The 15,530-nt window shown below is 72.8% G+C and carries 13 protein-coding genes and 1 pseudogene; 8 read left to right on the forward strand and 6 right to left on the reverse strand.

Annotated features, from left to right (window positions below):
• The first annotated feature begins 12 nt into the window (after nucleotides 1-12).
• Complete coding sequence (locus tag ACIQV3_RS08680; RefSeq protein ID WP_403711120.1) at nucleotides 13-924, forward strand: ABC transporter ATP-binding protein; 912 nt, start codon at nucleotides 13-15, stop codon at nucleotides 922-924.
• Nucleotides 921-1,787: an ABC transporter permease gene (locus ACIQV3_RS08685; RefSeq protein ID WP_403711122.1), complete on the forward strand. Its 867-nt coding sequence runs from the start codon at nucleotides 921-923 to the stop codon at nucleotides 1,785-1,787. Before ACIQV3_RS08680 ends, ACIQV3_RS08685 begins: the two co-directional genes overlap by 4 nt.
• 356 nt (nucleotides 1,788-2,143) lie before the next feature.
• Here ACIQV3_RS08685 and ACIQV3_RS08690 read toward each other — a convergent pair whose 3' ends face one another.
• The 3 genes from ACIQV3_RS08690 to ACIQV3_RS08700 form a co-directional block, all read right to left on the reverse strand.
• Nucleotides 2,144-2,752: a hypothetical protein gene (locus ACIQV3_RS08690; RefSeq protein WP_403711124.1), complete on the reverse strand. Its 609-nt coding sequence runs from the start codon at nucleotides 2,750-2,752 to the stop codon at nucleotides 2,144-2,146.
• Nucleotides 2,753-2,972: 220 nt separating this feature from the next.
• Nucleotides 2,973-3,707: a hypothetical protein gene (locus ACIQV3_RS08695; protein ID WP_403711126.1), complete on the reverse strand. Its 735-nt coding sequence runs from the start codon at nucleotides 3,705-3,707 to the stop codon at nucleotides 2,973-2,975.
• Between the two features lie 108 nt (nucleotides 3,708-3,815).
• A complete protein-coding gene (locus tag ACIQV3_RS08700; RefSeq protein WP_403711128.1) occupies nucleotides 3,816-4,343 on the reverse strand; it encodes a hypothetical protein in 528 nt (175 codons plus the stop codon).
• Between the two features lie 165 nt (nucleotides 4,344-4,508).
• Here ACIQV3_RS08700 and ACIQV3_RS08705 point away from each other — a divergent pair, with 165 nt between their 5' ends.
• Nucleotides 4,509-5,798, forward strand: a complete 1,290-nt coding sequence (locus ACIQV3_RS08705) for a DUF2254 family protein (protein ID WP_403711129.1) — start codon at nucleotides 4,509-4,511, stop codon at nucleotides 5,796-5,798.
• 63 nt (nucleotides 5,799-5,861) lie between these two features.
• Here ACIQV3_RS08705 and ACIQV3_RS08710 read toward each other — a convergent pair whose 3' ends face one another.
• Complete coding sequence (locus tag ACIQV3_RS08710; protein WP_403711131.1) at nucleotides 5,862-6,326, reverse strand: hypothetical protein; 465 nt, start codon at nucleotides 6,324-6,326, stop codon at nucleotides 5,862-5,864.
• 215 nt (nucleotides 6,327-6,541) lie between these two features.
• Here ACIQV3_RS08710 and ACIQV3_RS08715 point away from each other — a divergent pair, with 215 nt between their 5' ends.
• From ACIQV3_RS08715 to ACIQV3_RS08735, 5 genes and pseudogenes are all read left to right on the forward strand, one after another.
• The gene (locus tag ACIQV3_RS08715) at nucleotides 6,542-7,033 is read left to right on the forward strand and encodes a DUF1269 domain-containing protein (RefSeq protein WP_403711133.1); all 492 of its coding nucleotides are present in this window, start codon (nucleotides 6,542-6,544) and stop codon (nucleotides 7,031-7,033) included.
• A 200-nt stretch (nucleotides 7,034-7,233) separates the two neighbouring features.
• Nucleotides 7,234-8,216, forward strand: a pseudogene (locus tag ACIQV3_RS08720) (SulP family inorganic anion transporter); the annotation flags it as partial.
• A 135-nt stretch (nucleotides 8,217-8,351) separates the two neighbouring features.
• On the forward strand, nucleotides 8,352-8,825 hold the full coding sequence (locus tag ACIQV3_RS08725; RefSeq protein ID WP_403711620.1) for a sodium-independent anion transporter: 474 nt from the start codon (nucleotides 8,352-8,354) through the stop codon (nucleotides 8,823-8,825).
• A 47-nt stretch (nucleotides 8,826-8,872) separates the two neighbouring features.
• Nucleotides 8,873-9,304: a hypothetical protein gene (locus tag ACIQV3_RS08730; RefSeq protein WP_403711135.1), complete on the forward strand. Its 432-nt coding sequence runs from the start codon at nucleotides 8,873-8,875 to the stop codon at nucleotides 9,302-9,304.
• Complete coding sequence (locus tag ACIQV3_RS08735) at nucleotides 9,295-9,798, forward strand: hypothetical protein (RefSeq protein ID WP_403711137.1); 504 nt, start codon at nucleotides 9,295-9,297, stop codon at nucleotides 9,796-9,798. The genes ACIQV3_RS08730 and ACIQV3_RS08735 overlap by 10 nt, the downstream gene beginning before the upstream one ends.
• A gap of 61 nt (nucleotides 9,799-9,859) precedes the next feature.
• Here the strand turns inward: ACIQV3_RS08735 and ACIQV3_RS08740 are convergent, their stop codons facing one another.
• Complete coding sequence (locus tag ACIQV3_RS08740; RefSeq protein WP_403711139.1) at nucleotides 9,860-11,197, reverse strand: M1 family metallopeptidase; 1,338 nt, start codon at nucleotides 11,195-11,197, stop codon at nucleotides 9,860-9,862.
• A gap of 94 nt (nucleotides 11,198-11,291) precedes the next feature.
• Nucleotides 11,292-15,260, reverse strand: a complete 3,969-nt coding sequence (locus ACIQV3_RS08745) for a Pls/PosA family non-ribosomal peptide synthetase (protein ID WP_403711141.1) — start codon at nucleotides 15,258-15,260, stop codon at nucleotides 11,292-11,294.
• Nucleotides 15,261-15,530: the final 270 nt, after the last annotated feature.

Here is a 15,530-nt window from a genome sequence, read left to right on the forward strand (position 1 = left end):
AGCGTGGAGCCCGTGATCGAATCGAATCGGCTGACCAAACGGTACGGCGACACCGTCGCCGTCGACGACCTGACCTTCACCGTGGAACCGGGCCGGGTGACGGGCTTCCTCGGCCCCAACGGCGCGGGGAAGTCCACCACCCTGCGCATGATCCTGGGCCTGAACGCGCCGAGCAGCGGCAGTGTCACCGTGGACGGGGTCCCCTTCGCCCGCCGCCCGCGCGGACTGCGCCACGTCGGCGCGCTGCTGGATGCCCAGGACGTGCACGGCGGACGGAGCGCGCGGGCCCACCTCTCCGCCCTGGCCCGTGGCAACCGCATCCCCCTGTCCCGCGTGGACGAGGTCCTGCGGGAGGTCGGACTGGCGACGGCGGCGGACCGCCGGATCGGCGGGTTCTCCCTCGGCATGAAGCAGCGCCTCGGCATCGCGGGCGCCCTGCTCGGCGATCCGCCGGTGCTGCTGTTCGACGAGCCCCTCAACGGCCTCGATCCCGAGGGCGTGTTGTGGGTGCGCGGACTGTTCCGACGGCTGGCGTCCGAGGGCCGCACCCTGCTCGTCTCCAGTCACATGATGGCCGAGATGGAGCACACCGCCGACCGGATCATCGTCATCGGCCGGGGCCGGCTGATCGCCGACGAGAGCCTGGCGGAGTTCTCGGCGCGGCACGCCTCCCGGGGCGTGACGGTCCGCACCCCCGACCCGGCGGCCCTGGAGGCCGTACTCGTCGGCGAGGGTGCGGCGGTGGCGCGGGAAGGCGGCCCGGCCGTCCGCGTCACCGGTCTGACCGCGGCCCGGATCGGCGACCTCGCCCACCGGCACCGCATCGTGCTGCACGAACTGGCCCCGCACGCCTCGTCCCTGGAGGCGGTGTTCCTGTCCCTCACCGCCGACAGTGCCGAATACCTCGCAGGAGAAACCCGATGAGCACCCGGACTCCGTCCCGCACCGGGCCGTTCGGGCGGACGGCCGAGCCCTCGGCGGCCGCTTTCACCGACCTGCTCGCCGCCGAGTGGATCAAGATGCGGTCGCTCAGGTCCACCTACTGGGTGCTCGCCCTCAGCGCGGTCGCGGCGATCGCGATCAACGTGAACGGCGTCCACTCGGACCTGCCGTACATCGACCAGTCGCACCCCCAGGTTCCCGGCGAACCCCCCTACACGTACGACCCGTTGTTCCACGGACTGAGCGGCATCGCCGCCGCCGTCATGACTCTGGCCGCGGCCGCTTTCGGGGCCATCACCGTCTTCGGCGAATACGCGACCGGGATGATCCGCACCACCTTCGCCGCCGTTCCCGACCGGCGCGCGGTGATCACGGCCAAGGTGGTCATGGTCGCAGCGATCACGCTCCTGCTCGGCGTCCTGGTCTCCGTGACCTCGTTCTTCACCGTCAACGCGATGCTGTCCTCCCGGCACGTCGGGCTCTCCATCCACGACCCCGGCTGCCTGCGGGCCGTCGTGGCCTACGCAGCGGTCGTCCCGGTGTGCGCGCTGATCGGCATGGCGTTCGGGGCCGTCCTGCGCCACGCCACGGCCTCGATCGTCGCGGTCGTGGGCCTGCTCTTCCTGATGCCCTTGCTCTTCGGTGGCGACCGGTACAGGTTCCTGAAGGAGATCGGCAACCACCTGCCGCTCGCCGCCCAGGCCCGGCTGGCCCTGAACCCGGACTCCTACACCTCCTTGGGTGCCTACCCGGGCACGGTCACCGGCTCCTGGGTCGCGCTCGCGGGCTGGGCGCTCGTCGCGGTGATAACGGCCGTGACGGTCGTACGGCGACGAGACGTCTGAGAGGACCCCGGCCCGCCCCTGGTCCCCTCACCCCGCGTGCGGCGGGGGTGCCGGGAGGGCGGGCCTTGACCTCGTGGAAGGCGCTCGCCGGGAAGAAGACGATGGTGTCGCGCTCGGGTTCGACGGTGCGGCAGGACTCCTCGGGCCGCGCCCCGCCGTCGCCGAGCAGGGTTTCGTACAACCGGAGTTGGCCGCCGCCGGAGCGCTGGGGGCGGCGGTGGTAGTACACCGCCGACAGGGCCGGACCGACGTCGCGGACCCGTGAGGCGCCGGAGTGCGTGCCGGGGTCGTGGACCGCCCTCGTCCCTCGCGTACGCCGACAAGGGCGGCCGCCGCTCGCGTCCGGCGGGCGCCGGTCAGGACTGGCTGTTGAGGAATCCGATGACGCCGGCGCCCCACCAGCCGGTCTGGCTGACGGTGGCGGCCGCTCCCGACTGGACGAGGAAGCGCACGGGGACGCCGGTGTCCCGGTACTGGTACCGCTCCAGGCGCTGGCCGAGCCAGTGCGCGTAGAGGCCGTTCAGGGTGATGACCAGGACCAGGGTGATCTTGGTGAGGGTGAGCTTCGATTCCATGTTCGGGCTCAGGAAGAGACCCGTGACGAGGAGGCCCGCGAGGCCGCCCCAGATCGGAACCTGCAGCGTGGTGGCGGTGTTCAGGATGTCGGCCAGGCGGCGGCGCCCGAGCAGCCACAGGATGGCGAACCAGTCGACGGCCAGTACGGCGCCCAGGCCCACGACCATGGCGGCCAAGTGGAGGAAGCGGGCGGTGGTCTGGAGCGTCGGGTCCGCGTGGACATGGCCGGACACCCAGCACGCACCGGTCAGGGCGGCGGCACTGAAGACCCCGAGCGCTCCGAGCACCCATACCGGGGTCGGCTGCCGTCCGTCCCCCTCGGAGCGGAGCGGGGGCACGGGCACGGGCCCGACGGGAACGGATATCTGCGTGTCAGCGGAGAGGGCCATGATTCAGCTCGCCCCGTCGTCTGCGGCGGGGCGGCGGCTGGGGACATCGCGACGTCCGGGCGATCTTCGCATGGCTGATTTCTTCCATAAGGACAAGATAAGAGTTAGGCAAGGCGAACCTAAGTCATCCTCGGACTTGTCCGTCAACCCGTCTCGCCATGCGGAAGGCTTGCGTCCACAATCACAGCGAGCTACGCCCTGCCACCGCCCGCCCCGTCACTCAGTGCGCGTGGCCGTCGGTGTGCGGCGCCGCCGAAGGAGCGGGCTTCGGCTTCGCGGTGGGCGAGGCCCCGGGGGCGGTTGCCGCCGGGTTCGCCGGGGTGGTGGCAGGGGCGTGGCCGTCCTCGGCGGGTTCCTCGGCCCCGCCGTGGCTGTGGCCGCCGGCGGGCGCGCTCTCCATGGAGGCGGCAACCTCCCGCAACCCGAGGAAGGCGAGGGCCGCGGTGACGAGGACGGCCAGGCCGACGGGGCCGAAGACCCGGCGCGCCGGGGTGTCCGCGTCCTTGATCACATAAGCGACGAAGGAGACGAGGAGTCCGGCGGGGACGAGAACGGCGCCGCGGGCGGGGAAGTCGTCGAAGTGCTGGAGGCCGCCGCTGAGCATGCCGATGCCGAAGGACAGCAGCAGCGAGGCGCCCATCACCAGCAGCAGACGGGGCAGCCCCGGACGCTCCCTGGTGAGCACGAACTCGTTGAGCACGGTCGCGGCGAGGAAGACGAGGGCGCCGTACGCGGCGATGCGGGTGTAGCGGTCGGGGTCGAGCGGGTGGTGGACGACGGCGCCGCTGATGAGGCCGGCGCCGACGAAGTAGCCGACGTAGCCGAGGTACCGGGCGGCCAGGGGCCGGGGCCGCGCCGGGCCGGCGTGCCGCTTGCGCCGGGCGGCGCGTCCCGTGGCGGGAGTGTCGGTTGAGGCGTCCGCGGTTCGGGTGCCGAGGAGTTGGGGCGAAGTCATGTGCGAGTTCCTTTGATGCTGCGTGCGCGGCTCATCGCCCGGCCGGCCACGAGAGGGCGGACCGGGTCTCGATGAGAATCGGGTCGGATCGGGGCGAAGGGCCCGGATCTATACCCGGTGCACCACCGAGCCGAGGACACTGCGCAAGGGAGGAAGGCCGGACGGAACGGTCCGTTCCCACGAGGCCGTCCGCATCGCATCGACGGCGGGAGACGAGCCGTCGAGGGGAACCAGCGGCGGCGCGGGCAGCTCCGCACCCTGCTGCGGGTGACCGGAGGCGCACGCCTCGGCGGGATGCCCGTGCCCGGTTCCGTCACCGTGCTCGGTGGCGTCACCGTGCCCGCTGGCGTCACCGTGCCCGTAGCCGTGCCCGCTGGCGTCGCCGGGCCCGGTGGCGTCGCCGTGCCCGCGGGATGACTCGTCGCCGTGGAGACCCGCACCCGCGCCGTCCAGCCCGATGACATCCAGGTGGGCCACCGGAACCGCACCGCGGGCGACGTGCGCAGAGGCGCTGTCGGCCCCGGCGGCGTGCGTGTAGAGGAACGCGAACAGCAGGGCGGCCAGCCACAGCAGTCGCAGCGCACCCGCCGGACGGCGGGCCCGCTTCGCGCCGTATGCGGCTGGGGCCGTGATCATGCCGAGACCCTATCCGGCGGCCGGGATCCACCGCGCGGCGGCCCCGTTGCCGCGCGGTGTACGGACGCGGGCCGTTCTCCGTCGCGCGCCGCCACCCTCTCTCGCGGCTCCCGTGGTTGCATCCACAGCGGAGGGGCGCGTTCACCGGGACCTGGAGGAGGCTGGATGTCCGGCTCGGCCGACGACCCCGCACGGCTCCACACCCGCGAACGCCTCCGCGGGCGGGGCGCGATCCTCCGCCCTCCCCCGCGCGCGATGCGCAGGGATCTGGCCCAGCTCGTCTGCGCGGTCGGCGGAGCGGCCCTGGGGGTGGCCCTCCCCCGGCTCTCGCTGGGTCCCGAGGTGGATGCCGGTCCCGTGGTCACGCTCCTGTTCACCCTCGGGTTCGGTGTCATCAGCCTGGTGAGCATCATCTACTCGATGCTGTTCCTGGTGATCCAGTTCTCCGCCAGCACCTTCACTCCACGCCTCGGCCTCTTCCGGGACGATCCGATCGTGTGGCGCACCTTCGCCTTCACCGTCGGCGTGTTCGTCTTCAGCATCACCTCGGGGCTGGCCATCGGAGCCCGCAAGACGGCTGTCTCGACCCTCGTTCCGGGTACCGCCATGGTGCTCACCCTGATCGCGCTCACCCTCATGCGGACGCTGCAGACGAGGGCGTTCCTCTCGATCCAGCTCGGCCATTCGCTGACCGCGATCGCCACGCGCGCGCACCGGCTGTTCGACGAGCTGTACGTCCGGCCGTACGACCCGGAAACGGCCACGGCCACGGCCACGGCGACGGCGACGGCCAGGCCCGCACCGCCCCCGGGGGCCGTCACCACCGCCGTCCGGTGGTCCGGACCGGCGGTGGTGGTGCAGCGGATCGACGTACGCGCCCTGGTCGGTCTGGCCGAGCGGCACGACTGCTCCATCGCCTTCCTCGTCGCCCCGGGAGCGACCGTGTCCCGGGGCGTGAAGCTCGCCGAGGTGACCGGCGGCGAGCTGCCCGAGGCGGTTCTGCGCGACGCTCTGGAGACGGGGGTCGAGCGCACCTTCGATCAGGACCCCGACCTGCCCTTCAGGCTCCTCGCCGACATCGCGCTGCGCGCGCTCTCCCCGGCGATCAACGATCCGGCCACGGCGGCGGACAGCCTGGACCGCCTCGAAGACCTGCTGATCCGGCTCTCCGGCCACGACCTGAGCATCGGCCAGTTCACCGACGGGGACGGCCGGTTGCGGCTGACGATCCCGGTGCCGGACTGGGAGCGGTACGTACGCACGGCCGTCGACGACCTCCTCTTCTCCGCCGCCGGTTCCCCGATGGCACTGCGCCGGTTGCACGACCTGCTGGGCCGGCTGGCGGAGCGGATCCCGGAGAGCCGGCGCGAGGTCGTACGGGAGCGGCTCCAGTGGGTCGACCGGACGGGCCGGGAGAGGTATCCGTTCCTCTGGGCCCGTGCCGGGGCGGCGTGAGCAACTCGGGCCCCGCCCCGGCGTCCCCCCGACCGCACACCGCCCTCTGCCGGCTCCTTCGGGTCAGCGGGCGGAGGGCGGTGTGCGGTCGGGGACCGTGGTGCACAGGGCCCAGATCACGAAGACTCCGAGGGCGATCGAGACGAGGGCCCATATCGGGGCGTAGGGCAGCCACATGAAGTTGACGACGACGCTGAGTCCGGCCAGGACGATGCCCGTGGCGCGTGCCCACGGGGCGTTCTTGAGGATTCCCCATCCGACGACGCCGAGGACGATGCCGAGCAGCAGGTGGATCCAGCCCCAGGCCGTGGTGTCGAACGCGAAGACGTAGTCGCCGATCCTGGTGTACACGTCGTCGTCCGCGATGCCGGCGATGCCCTTGAGGACGGCGATGACCCCGTCGGCCAGGAGGACGACGCCGGCGAACATCGTGCCGCCCGCGGCCCAGGCGCTCCCGGCGCCCGCCGGGGCCCCGCCTCCCGGTGAAGCGTGCTTCGGGGTACCCGTCGGGGATGCGGTCTGTGCCATGGGGAAGCTCCTTCGTCCTGCGGGCGTCGATGGGCCACGCCCTCCCCACCCTTGGGGCGGATCCGCCCGGCCGGACAGCCGAGTACGGCCGAACGGGCGAATCACTCTGACGACTCGGCAGGTGACAGCAAGTCACTTAAGGGAAATTGTGGTGAATTGTCTAATTCTGGGTTGCACTGGACGCCGGCAACACCGTCCATGAACTGGAGCGTTACGTGGCATCCACGACCCTCACCGTCTGGAAGTTCTCCACTCCCGAGGGAGCGCAGCAGGCGGAGTCCGCCCTGCTCGCCCTGCAGAAGGAACAGCTCATACAGGTGCACGACGCGGCCGTCGTCACCTGGCGCGAGGAGGCCAAGAAGCCGAAGACCCAGCAGCTGAACAGCCTCACGGGAGCGGGCGCGCTCTCCGGCACCTTCTGGGGCATGCTCTTCGGACTCCTGTTCTTCGTGCCGCTGCTCGGCGCCGCCGTGGGTGCGGCGGCCGGGGCCATCGGCGGATCCCTCTCCGACGTCGGCATCGACGACCAGTTCATCGACGAAGTGAAGTCCGAGGTGAAGCCCGGAACCTCCGCACTGTTCCTGCTCTCCTCCGACGCCGTGGTCGAGCGGGTCCGCGGCGCCTTCCCGGGCGGCCAGGCCCAGCTGATCCGCTCGAACCTCTCCGGCCCGCAGGAGCAGCAGCTCCGCGAGGTCTTCGCGGCCTGAGCGGGCACCACTTGAGACACCGCCGCCCCGTGCGGGATGTTGGCCGAGCTGAGGAAGGGGCCCGAGCGGTGAGCGTTCCGCGGACGGCAGGACCCGAGGACAAGACCACGGCGGGGTTCGTGGCCCCCTGGCTGCGCCGCTACCGCAAGAGACGGTTGCGGGGCGACACGCTGGGCGCCCTCACCGCGTGGGCACTGATCGTGCCCGAGTGCGTCGCCTACGCGCAGATCGCCGGGGTTCCCCCGCAGAACGCCTTCTACGCGGCCCCGGTGGCCCTTCTCGTGTACGCACTGCTGGGCCGCTCCAACTTCCTTCTCATCGGGGCCACTTCGGCCGCGGCCGTACTGTCGGCCGCCACCGTCTCGGCCGTCAGCCCCGCCCCCGAGGACGCCGTGGGGCTGTCGGCCGCACTCGCCGTGATCGTGGGCGCGGTACTGCTGGCCGCAGGGCTGGCCCGGCTCGGGTTCCTCACCACCTTCCTCGCCGAACCGGCCCTGGTGGGCTTCCTGTTCGGCATGGCCCTGACCATCGTCGTCCGGCAGGCCGCGAAGCTCGTCGGAGTCCCCGGCGGTGACGGCGACTTCTTCGAACGGCTGTGGACCGTCCTGTCCGGAGCCCCGCACTGGTCCCTGGTCACCCTGGGCGTCGGGGCGGGCGCGCTCGCCGTGCTGTTCTCCTGGAGCGCTTCGTCCCGCGCCTGCCCGCCTCCCTGATCGTCCTGGTGGCCGCCCTCCTCCTGTCGGCGGCCCTCGACCTGGAGAGCCACGGCGTCGAGACCGTCGGTCACATCCCCTCGGCCATCCCGGTCCCCCACCTGCCGGGGATCCCGGCCGCCGACTGGATCGCACTGTTCGGCGGCGCCCTCGGCGTGGCCCTGGTGGTCTTCGCCGAGGCCTTCAGCATCGCCAACCGCTTCGCCCGGGAACACGGCCAGGAGGTGGACGCCGACCGGGAGATGGCGGCCATCGGCTTCGCCAACATCGCCGTCGGGTTCTTCCGCGGCTTCGTCGTCTCCGGCAGCGCCTCGCGCAGCGCGGCCGCGGCCGGAGCGGGCGGCCGGACCCCGATGGTCTCGCTGATCGCGGCGGGGCTGATCCTGCTGACCGGCGCCTTCCTCACCCCGCTGTTCACGGACCTGCCCGAGCCGGTCCTCGGCGCCATCGTCATCTTCGCCGTACGCGGCTTCCTGCGGTTCGGGGAGCTGCGCCGCTATTTCCGTCTGGACCGGCGCAGCCTGTGGGTCGCGCTCACCTCCCTGTTCGGTGTGCTCCTCTTCGACCTGCTGCCCGGACTGCTGCTCGCCGTCGCGCTCTCCCTCGTGCTGTTCATCGGGGCCGCCGGCCGGCGCAACGTCGCCCTCCTCGGCCGGCTGCCCGGGACCCGGCTGTACGGCGACACCGCCGGACACCGGGACGCCACCACCGACCCCGCCGTGCTCGTCCTGCGCCCCGACGGCAGCCTCTTCTTCGGCAACGTGGACCGGGTGCGGCTGGCCGTACTGGAGCAGACGCGGGGCACCCCGGTGGCGCCCCGGGCCGTGGTCCTGGACCTGACCGCCTGCTTCCAGCTCGGCGTTCCCGTCCTGGACACCCTGGAGGAACTCCGCGAGGAACTCGGCCGGCAGGGCGTCGCCCTGCACCTGGCCCGGCTGCGCTCGCCGGCCGCCGCGGAACTGGCCCGCCACCCGCTCGGCGATCGCCTTGGCGCGCACGGGATCCACCGCACCGTGGACGCGGCGGTATCGGCCGCCGGGAGCCGCATGCCCGAACTCCCCCCGGATGCAGCTCATTAGTTTGTATGTCAGGTTTTGATCATAAGTTCCGAAAGGGGAGGATTTCCATGAAGCGTCTCCCGATCACCGCGGCCCTGGGCGCGGCCGCGGCCCTGTTCCTCACCTCCTGTTCCTCGGACGACCCGAGCCCCAAGGCCCAGGCGACCCAGGCCGCCTCGGAGCTCTGCACCGGTCTCTCGACCCTGAAGGCCGACCAGGCCAAGCTGGCGGCGCTGGACCCGGCTTCCGCGACGAAGGACCAGGTCAAGGACGCCGTCGACGCGGTCCAGAAGGACTGGGACAACGTCTCTTCCTCCCTGGAGGACCTTGAGGCAGCGAAGAAGTCGGCGGTGGGCACCGCCGTCGGCGACCTCAAGTCCGGCTTCGGGAACCTGCCCGGCGACACCACCGGATCCGAGGCCCTGACCCAGCTGAAGCCCCAGATCCAGAAGTTCGACGAGACCCTCGTCGCGGCCCAGGTCGGCGTCACATGCCCCTGACCCCCGTGCACCGCAAGTTGGCGATCCGCGGCGCCTGCGGCGCGCTGCTCGCGGTGGCGGTGCTCGCCACGACGGCCGGCTGCTCCGACTCGGACGGTGACGTGTCGAGCGGGGCGTCCAAGGCGGCCTCGGCCGCCGCCTCGGTCCAGTCGGAGGCCGCCGACGCGGTGGACTCGGCCACCGCGGCCGCGAAGAAGAAGCTCGACGAGGTCAAGGACGGTGTCGACGCCAAGGACGCGGTGACGCTCGGCAGCGTCACCACCGACGGCGACGGACTGTCGGCCGTCACCGTCACGGCCCGCAACACCGACGGATCGACGAAGTCCTTCGCCGTCCAGGTCGACTACAAGGACGCCTCCGGCAACCCGCTGGACACGGTGGTCGTCACCGTGTCCGACGTGCCCGCCGGGCAGCCCAAGGACGCGACGGCGCGCAGCACCCACAAGCTCTCGGGCGACGTGCGCGCCTCCCTCGGCACCGCGCTCAGGTACTGACCCGGCTCGCCGACTTCGAGCACCTCAACGAGTACGGAAGGAAGGGGGGCTCCAGAGCGCCCTAAAGCGCCCCGGCCGGCGCGGGCAGCGGCGGGAGGGCCGGCTCGGAGAGCCAGGACCTGAAGAGGTCCTCCAGCGGCTCGGCCGTGTAGCGGGCCGCGTGCGCGGTGAAGCCGGCCGTGGTGACCACGCCGTGGCGGTGCACGGTGGCCCATTCCCGCAGCATGCGGAAGAACGGGCCGTCCCCCAGTGCGCAGCGGATCGCGTGCACGGCCAGGCCGCCGCGCTGGTAGAGGCGGTCGTCGAACATCAGCTTGCGTCCCGGGTCGGCCAGCAGGAGGTCCTGCGGCTGCCCGGACAGCAAGCGGTGTGCGGCGGCCGCCAGTTCGTGCGCGGTGCGGCCTCCGGAACCCTCGGACCAGAGCCATTCCGCGTACTTCGCGAAACCCTCGTTGAGCCAGATGTGCCGCCAGTCGGCGATGGTCACGCTGTTGCCGAACCACTGGTGCGCGAGCTCGTGGGCGATGAGCCGCTCGGAGCCGCGTACGCCGTCCACGTGGTTGGCGCCGAACAGGGAGAGTCCCTGGGCCTCCACCGGCACGTCCAGTTCCTCGTCGGCGACGACCACCGCGTACTCGCCGAAGGGGTAGGGGCCGAACAGATCCTCGAACAGCTGCATCATGGCGGGCTGCCGCGCGAAGTCGCGGGAGAAGCGGGGCAGCAGGTGCGCCGGTACGTGGGCGCTCTGCGGGACCCCGCCCAGTCCGGGGTCGCCGAGCAGCACCGTCTGGTACATGCCGATGGACAGGCCGACCAGGTAGGTGGAGGTCGGCGCGGGCTGCTCGTACACCCAGGTGGTCGTGGAGGCCCGGGTCGTCCGGGTGAGCAGCCTGCCGCCGGCCACGACGGTGTAGGCGGAGGGGGTGTTGACCGAGATCTGGTACGAGGCCTTGTCCGCGGGCCGGTCGTTGCACGGGTACCAGGAGGGCGCGCCGACGGGCTGGCTGGCCACCAGCGCGCCGTCGGTCAGTTCCTCCCAGCCGAGCCCGCCCCAGGGGCTGCGCACTGGTGTGGGGTTGCCCGCCCAGTGCACCTCCACGGTGAAGGCGGCGCCGGCGGGCAGCGGCTTGGGCGGCCGGACGCGGAGTTTGCCGCCGCGGTGGCTGTAGTGCGGGGCCCGGCCGTTCACCAGGACCCGGCCTATTTTGAACTCGGCCAGGTTGAGGTGGAACTCGGTGAGCGGCGCCCGCCCGGCGATCGCACTGAGGCGGGCCGTCCCGGCGAGCCGGTTGGGACCGGGACGGTACTCCAGAGCGAGTTCGTACCGGTGCACGCGGTAACGGGGGTCGCCGTTGGCCGGAAAATACGGGTCCGATGCCGCTGTCTTCTGGCCGTTCACTGCCGCTTCCGCTCCCTGCGTTGTGCTCGTACGACGTGCTGGTGCCGGTGCCGCTGGGTCCGGACGCCCCGTTCGCAGCGCCCGGACCCGCCGTTCAGGACCGCCACGCCTCGATCGGGTTGCCCAGCCAGCGGGTGTCGGCGGGAACGGATTCCCCGGCCATAACGAGGGAGGCGGGGCCCAGAGTGCTGCGGGCCCCGACCGTGCTCCCGGGCAGGACGATTCCACCCGGGCCCAGGGTGGCGCCCTCACGGAGGACCACAGTATCCGTCCTCAAGATCCGGTCGTGGAAGAGGTGCGTCTGCAACACGCAGCCCCGATTCACGCTGACCGCGTCACCCAGGGTGACCAGGTCGGTTTCGGGCAGCCAGTAGCTCTCGCACCACACGCCCCGGCCGACCCGGGCGCCGAGTGCGCGCAGCCACAGGGACAGTACCGGCGTGCCGGGCACCGAGCCGATGAGCCAGGGCACGGCGAGCACCTCGACGAAGGTGTCGGCCAGTTCGTTGCGCCACACGAAGCCGCTCCACAGCGGGTGCTCGCCCGTGCGGTGCCGTCCGACCAGCAGCCACTTCGCGGCCGCCGAGACCACGCACGCGGCGGTACCGGCGGCGAGCAGGACCGCTCCGGACAGCAGCGCGGTCACCCACGGGCCGGGCCCGTCCGCCGCGGCCAGCGCGCAGAACGCGGCCACGGTCAGCACGGCCAGCGCCGCCGAGCAGAACACCGGGACCAGCCGGCACAGCTCCACCAGCCCGCGCGCCCACAGCAGCCGCGCCGGCGGATCGTACGTCCGGCTCTGGTCGGAGTCCGCGGTGGACCTCGGCAGCCGCACCGGCGGCAGGCCGAGGTACGAGCTGCCCTTCTTGGCCTTCTTCGGGGTGGCCGACAGGACGCCGACCAGCCCGTCGTCCGGCACGGAACGGCCCGGCGCGGTCATTCCGGAGTTGCCGAGGAAGGCCCGGCGGCCGATCTCGGAGTGTCCGATCCGCAGCCAGCCGCCGCCCAGCTCGTAGGGGGCGGTGAGGGTGTCGTCGGCGAGGAAGGCGCCCTCGCCGACGGTGGTGAGGCTCGGCAGCGCGAGCACGGTGGAGACCTCGGCGCCCCGGCCGATCTTCATGCCGAGGAGCCGCAGCCACACCGGTGTGATCAGCCCGGCGTACAGGGGGAAGAGGGTTTCCCGGGAGAGGTCCATCAGCTGGGTGACCGTCCAGGCCTGCCAGCCGATCCTGCTGTGCGTCGGATGGACGCCCGTGCGCAGACCGAGGCTGAGGAGGCGTACGGAGACCAGGATCAGGGCCGCGTACGCGAACCCGAAGGCGAGCGCCCCGGGCACCACGGCGAGCAGCGCTCCGGCCAGGGCCCGGCCCGCTCCGGCGTCGGCGGGCACGAACCGGGCCGCCACCAGAAGGGCGGGCAGGGCGGCGAGTACGGGCAGGGAGGTGAGGCAGAAGCCGGCCGCCCCGTAGGCGGCGCGCCAGGGCAGACCGCGCGGCGGGCGCTCCTTGGGCCAGTTCCGCTTGGCCTTGCCGAGCTTGCCGGCGGGGGCTCCGGCCCAGCGCTGGCCGGTCGGGATCTGGCCGACGACGGCGGAGCCGGGGGCCACCTCGGCCCGCTTTCCGACGCGGGCGCCGGGGAAGAGGATGCTGCGGGTGCCGACCACGGCGCCCGCGCCGACCCGCACGGCGCCGATCTCCAGCCGGTCCCCGTCCAGCCAGTGGCCGGAGAGGTCCACCTCGGACTCCACGGCGCAGCCGCGGCCGAGTTTGAGCATGCCCGTGACGGGCGGCAGCGAGTGCAGGTCCACCTCGGGGCCGATCTTGGCGCCGAGGGCCCGCGCGTAGCGTTCCAGCCAGGAGCCGGTGAGCGAGGTGGCGCCGGAGTATTCGGCCAGCCGTTCGGCCGTCCACAGCCTCAGGTGAACGTTTCCGCCGCGCGGGTGGCGCCCCGCCTTGACCCCGCGCAGCAGCAGCCGGGCGCCGCCGGCGGCGATCGCGAGGCGGCCGGGCGGGCTGAAGAGCAGTGCGGCGCCGGCGGCGACGAGCCACCAGGAGGCGGCGGGCGCCCACGGGTAGGCGCCGAACCAGTGCAGGACGTTGCCCAGGGCGAGCACCGCCACCGTCCAGCGCAGGCCGACCAGGGTGAACAGCGGGAGCAGCAGCAGGGTCTGGATCACCTTGGTCCGGCGCGGCACGGGCACGATGGTCCGGACCGCCCCGTCGTCCTGTGCGGACTTCTCCAGGTGCCGGGCGAGCTTGCGCAGGGTGGGGTGCTGGTAGATGTCGACGACGGCGGCGCTCGGGTAGCGGGTGCGCAGCCGGGTGGTGAGCTGGGCGGCGGCAAGGCTGTTGCCGCCGATCGCGAAGAAGTCGTCGGCGGCGCCGGTGACGGCCACGCCCAGGGTCTCGCTCCACTGCTCGGCGAGCCAGGCCTCGGTCCCGTAGAGCTGTTCGGTGGGTCCGCTGGTTTCCAGTTCCGGGAGCGGCCAGGGCAGGGCGTTGCGGTCCACCTTGCCGGAGGTGCGGGTGGGCAGCTCCTCCACCGGGGCGAGCAGCGGTACGAGGGCCGCGGGCAGTTCGGAGCGCAGCCGGGTGACGGCCGCCGCGTGGTCCCAGCCGTCCTGGGTGACCAGGTAGCCGACGAGGAGCTGGTTGCCGCTGCGCGCCGTACGGACGGCGGCTGCCGCGCCGGCGACCCCGGGCAGGGCCTGGAGGGCGGCGTCCACCTCGCCGAGCTCGATCCGGCGGCCGCCGAGCTTGATCTGCTCGTCGCCGCGGCCCAGGAAGACCAGGCCTTCGGGTTCGGCGCGGACGAGGTCGCCGCTGCGGTAGGCGCGCTCCCAGCCGAGGGACTTCAGCGGGGCGTACTTCTCCGCGTCCTTCTCGGGGTCGAGGTAGCGGGCCAGGCCGACGCCGCCGATGACGAGCTGGCCGCTGCCACCCATGGGGACCGGTTCGCCGGACTCGTCGACGACGGCCAGTTCCCAGCCGTTCAGCGGGAGGCCGATGCGGATGGGCTCCTCGCCGGTCAGCAGGGAGGCGCAGGCCACGACGGTGGCTTCGGTGGGGCCGTAGGTGTTCCAGACCTCGCGGCCCTCGGTGACCAGGCGCTGGGTGAGCTCGGGCGGGCAGGCCTCGCCGCCGAAGATCAGCAGCCGGACCTCGCCCAGGTCCTCGGGCTCCCACAGGGCGGCCAGGGTCGGCACCGTGGAGACCACGGTGATCTCCTGCTCGGCCAGCCAGGGGCCGAGGTCGGCGCCGCTGCGGACCTGCGAGCGGGGTACGGGGACCAGGCAGGCGCCGTAGCGCCAGGCCAGCCACATCTCCTCGCAGGAGGCGTCGAAGGCCACGGACAGCCCGGCCATGACCCGGTCACCGGGGCCGATGGGCTCCTCGGTGAGGAACAGCGCGGCCTCGGCGTCCACGAAGGCGGCGGCGCTGCGGTGGCTGACGGCCACGCCCTTGGGCTTGCCGGTGGAGCCGGAGGTGAAGATGATCCACGCGTCGTGTTCGGGGCCGGGGCGGGCCGCGGGAGCGCCCGCGGGGGCGGGGCCGGGTCCCTTGACCGGCGCGGCGACCTCGATGCGCTGGTCGGCGCCCAGCACGGCCCGTACTCCGGCCTCGCCGAAGACCAGGTCGGCCCGCTCGTCCGGGTCCTCGGCGTCCACGGGCACGTAGGCGGCGCCCGCCGCGAGGACGGCCAGGATGCCGGCGTACAGCTCGTTGGTCCCGGAGGGCACCCGGACGCCGACCCGGTCTCCCAGCCCCACTCCGGCGGCCGCGAGGGCTCGGCGCCGTCGCTCCACCTCGACGGCGAGCGCCCGGTAGGTCAGCCGGGTGGCTCCGTCGTCCAGGGCGAGCTCGTCGGGGTGGGCCCGTACGGAGTCCTCGAAGACGTCGACGAGGGTACGGGTCGGGGCGGCGGGTCCGGCCGTGAACAGGGCCGACTTGCCGGACTCGGCGGGCCCGTCCCCGGCGTCGGGCGCGGCCCCTGCGCCGAGCCCGTCGAGCCCGGTCCCGTCGTCGAGCAGAGTGACTTCACCGTGCTCTGGTGTGGCTGCCATCGACCCTCGCGTCGTGTTCCCGGAAGGCTCCGGGTCGCCGGGCGGAGCCCGGGTCTGCCCAGGTTGTTCCGGTCCAGCGCCAAACAACCCGCCAGTCTAGTGCGACATCAAGGATTTTCTGTTTCAAGCCTTGTGCGTGGCCGGGAAGGAAGGGTAAAAGGCGGCGCGGGCCCCGGCGCCGGTGGGGGGCGCGGCGGCGCCCCGGGACCGGGGGGGGGGGGGCCCGCCGGCGGGCGGGTGGGCCCCCCGGGGGGTGTCCCGGGGCGCACC

This window comes from Streptomyces sp. NPDC099050, from assembly GCF_044759865.1.
In the GTDB taxonomy this organism is placed as follows: Bacteria; Actinomycetota; Actinomycetes; order Streptomycetales; family Streptomycetaceae; genus Streptomyces.

What these genes read in the sequence shown, in the direction of transcription:
- ACIQV3_RS08685 (WP_403711122.1), top strand. Translation starts at nt 921, where the DNA reads ATGAGCACCCGGACTCCGTCCCGCACCGGGCCGTTCGGGCGGACGGCC.
- ACIQV3_RS08690 (WP_403711124.1), bottom strand. Translation starts at nt 2,752, where the DNA reads ATGGCCCTCTCCGCTGACACGCAGATATCCGTTCCCGTCGGGCCCGTG.
- ACIQV3_RS08695 (WP_403711126.1), bottom strand. Translation starts at nt 3,707, where the DNA reads ATGACTTCGCCCCAACTCCTCGGCACCCGAACCGCGGACGCCTCAACC.
- ACIQV3_RS08700 (WP_403711128.1), bottom strand. Translation starts at nt 4,343, where the DNA reads ATGATCACGGCCCCAGCCGCATACGGCGCGAAGCGGGCCCGCCGTCCG.
- ACIQV3_RS08705 (WP_403711129.1), top strand. Translation starts at nt 4,509, where the DNA reads ATGTCCGGCTCGGCCGACGACCCCGCACGGCTCCACACCCGCGAACGC.
- ACIQV3_RS08710 (WP_403711131.1), bottom strand. Translation starts at nt 6,326, where the DNA reads ATGGCACAGACCGCATCCCCGACGGGTACCCCGAAGCACGCTTCACCG.
- ACIQV3_RS08730 (WP_403711135.1), top strand. Translation starts at nt 8,873, where the DNA reads ATGAAGCGTCTCCCGATCACCGCGGCCCTGGGCGCGGCCGCGGCCCTG.
- ACIQV3_RS08735 (WP_403711137.1), top strand. Translation starts at nt 9,295, where the DNA reads ATGCCCCTGACCCCCGTGCACCGCAAGTTGGCGATCCGCGGCGCCTGC.
- ACIQV3_RS08745 (WP_403711141.1), bottom strand. Translation starts at nt 15,260, where the DNA reads ATGGCAGCCACACCAGAGCACGGTGAAGTCACTCTGCTCGACGACGGG.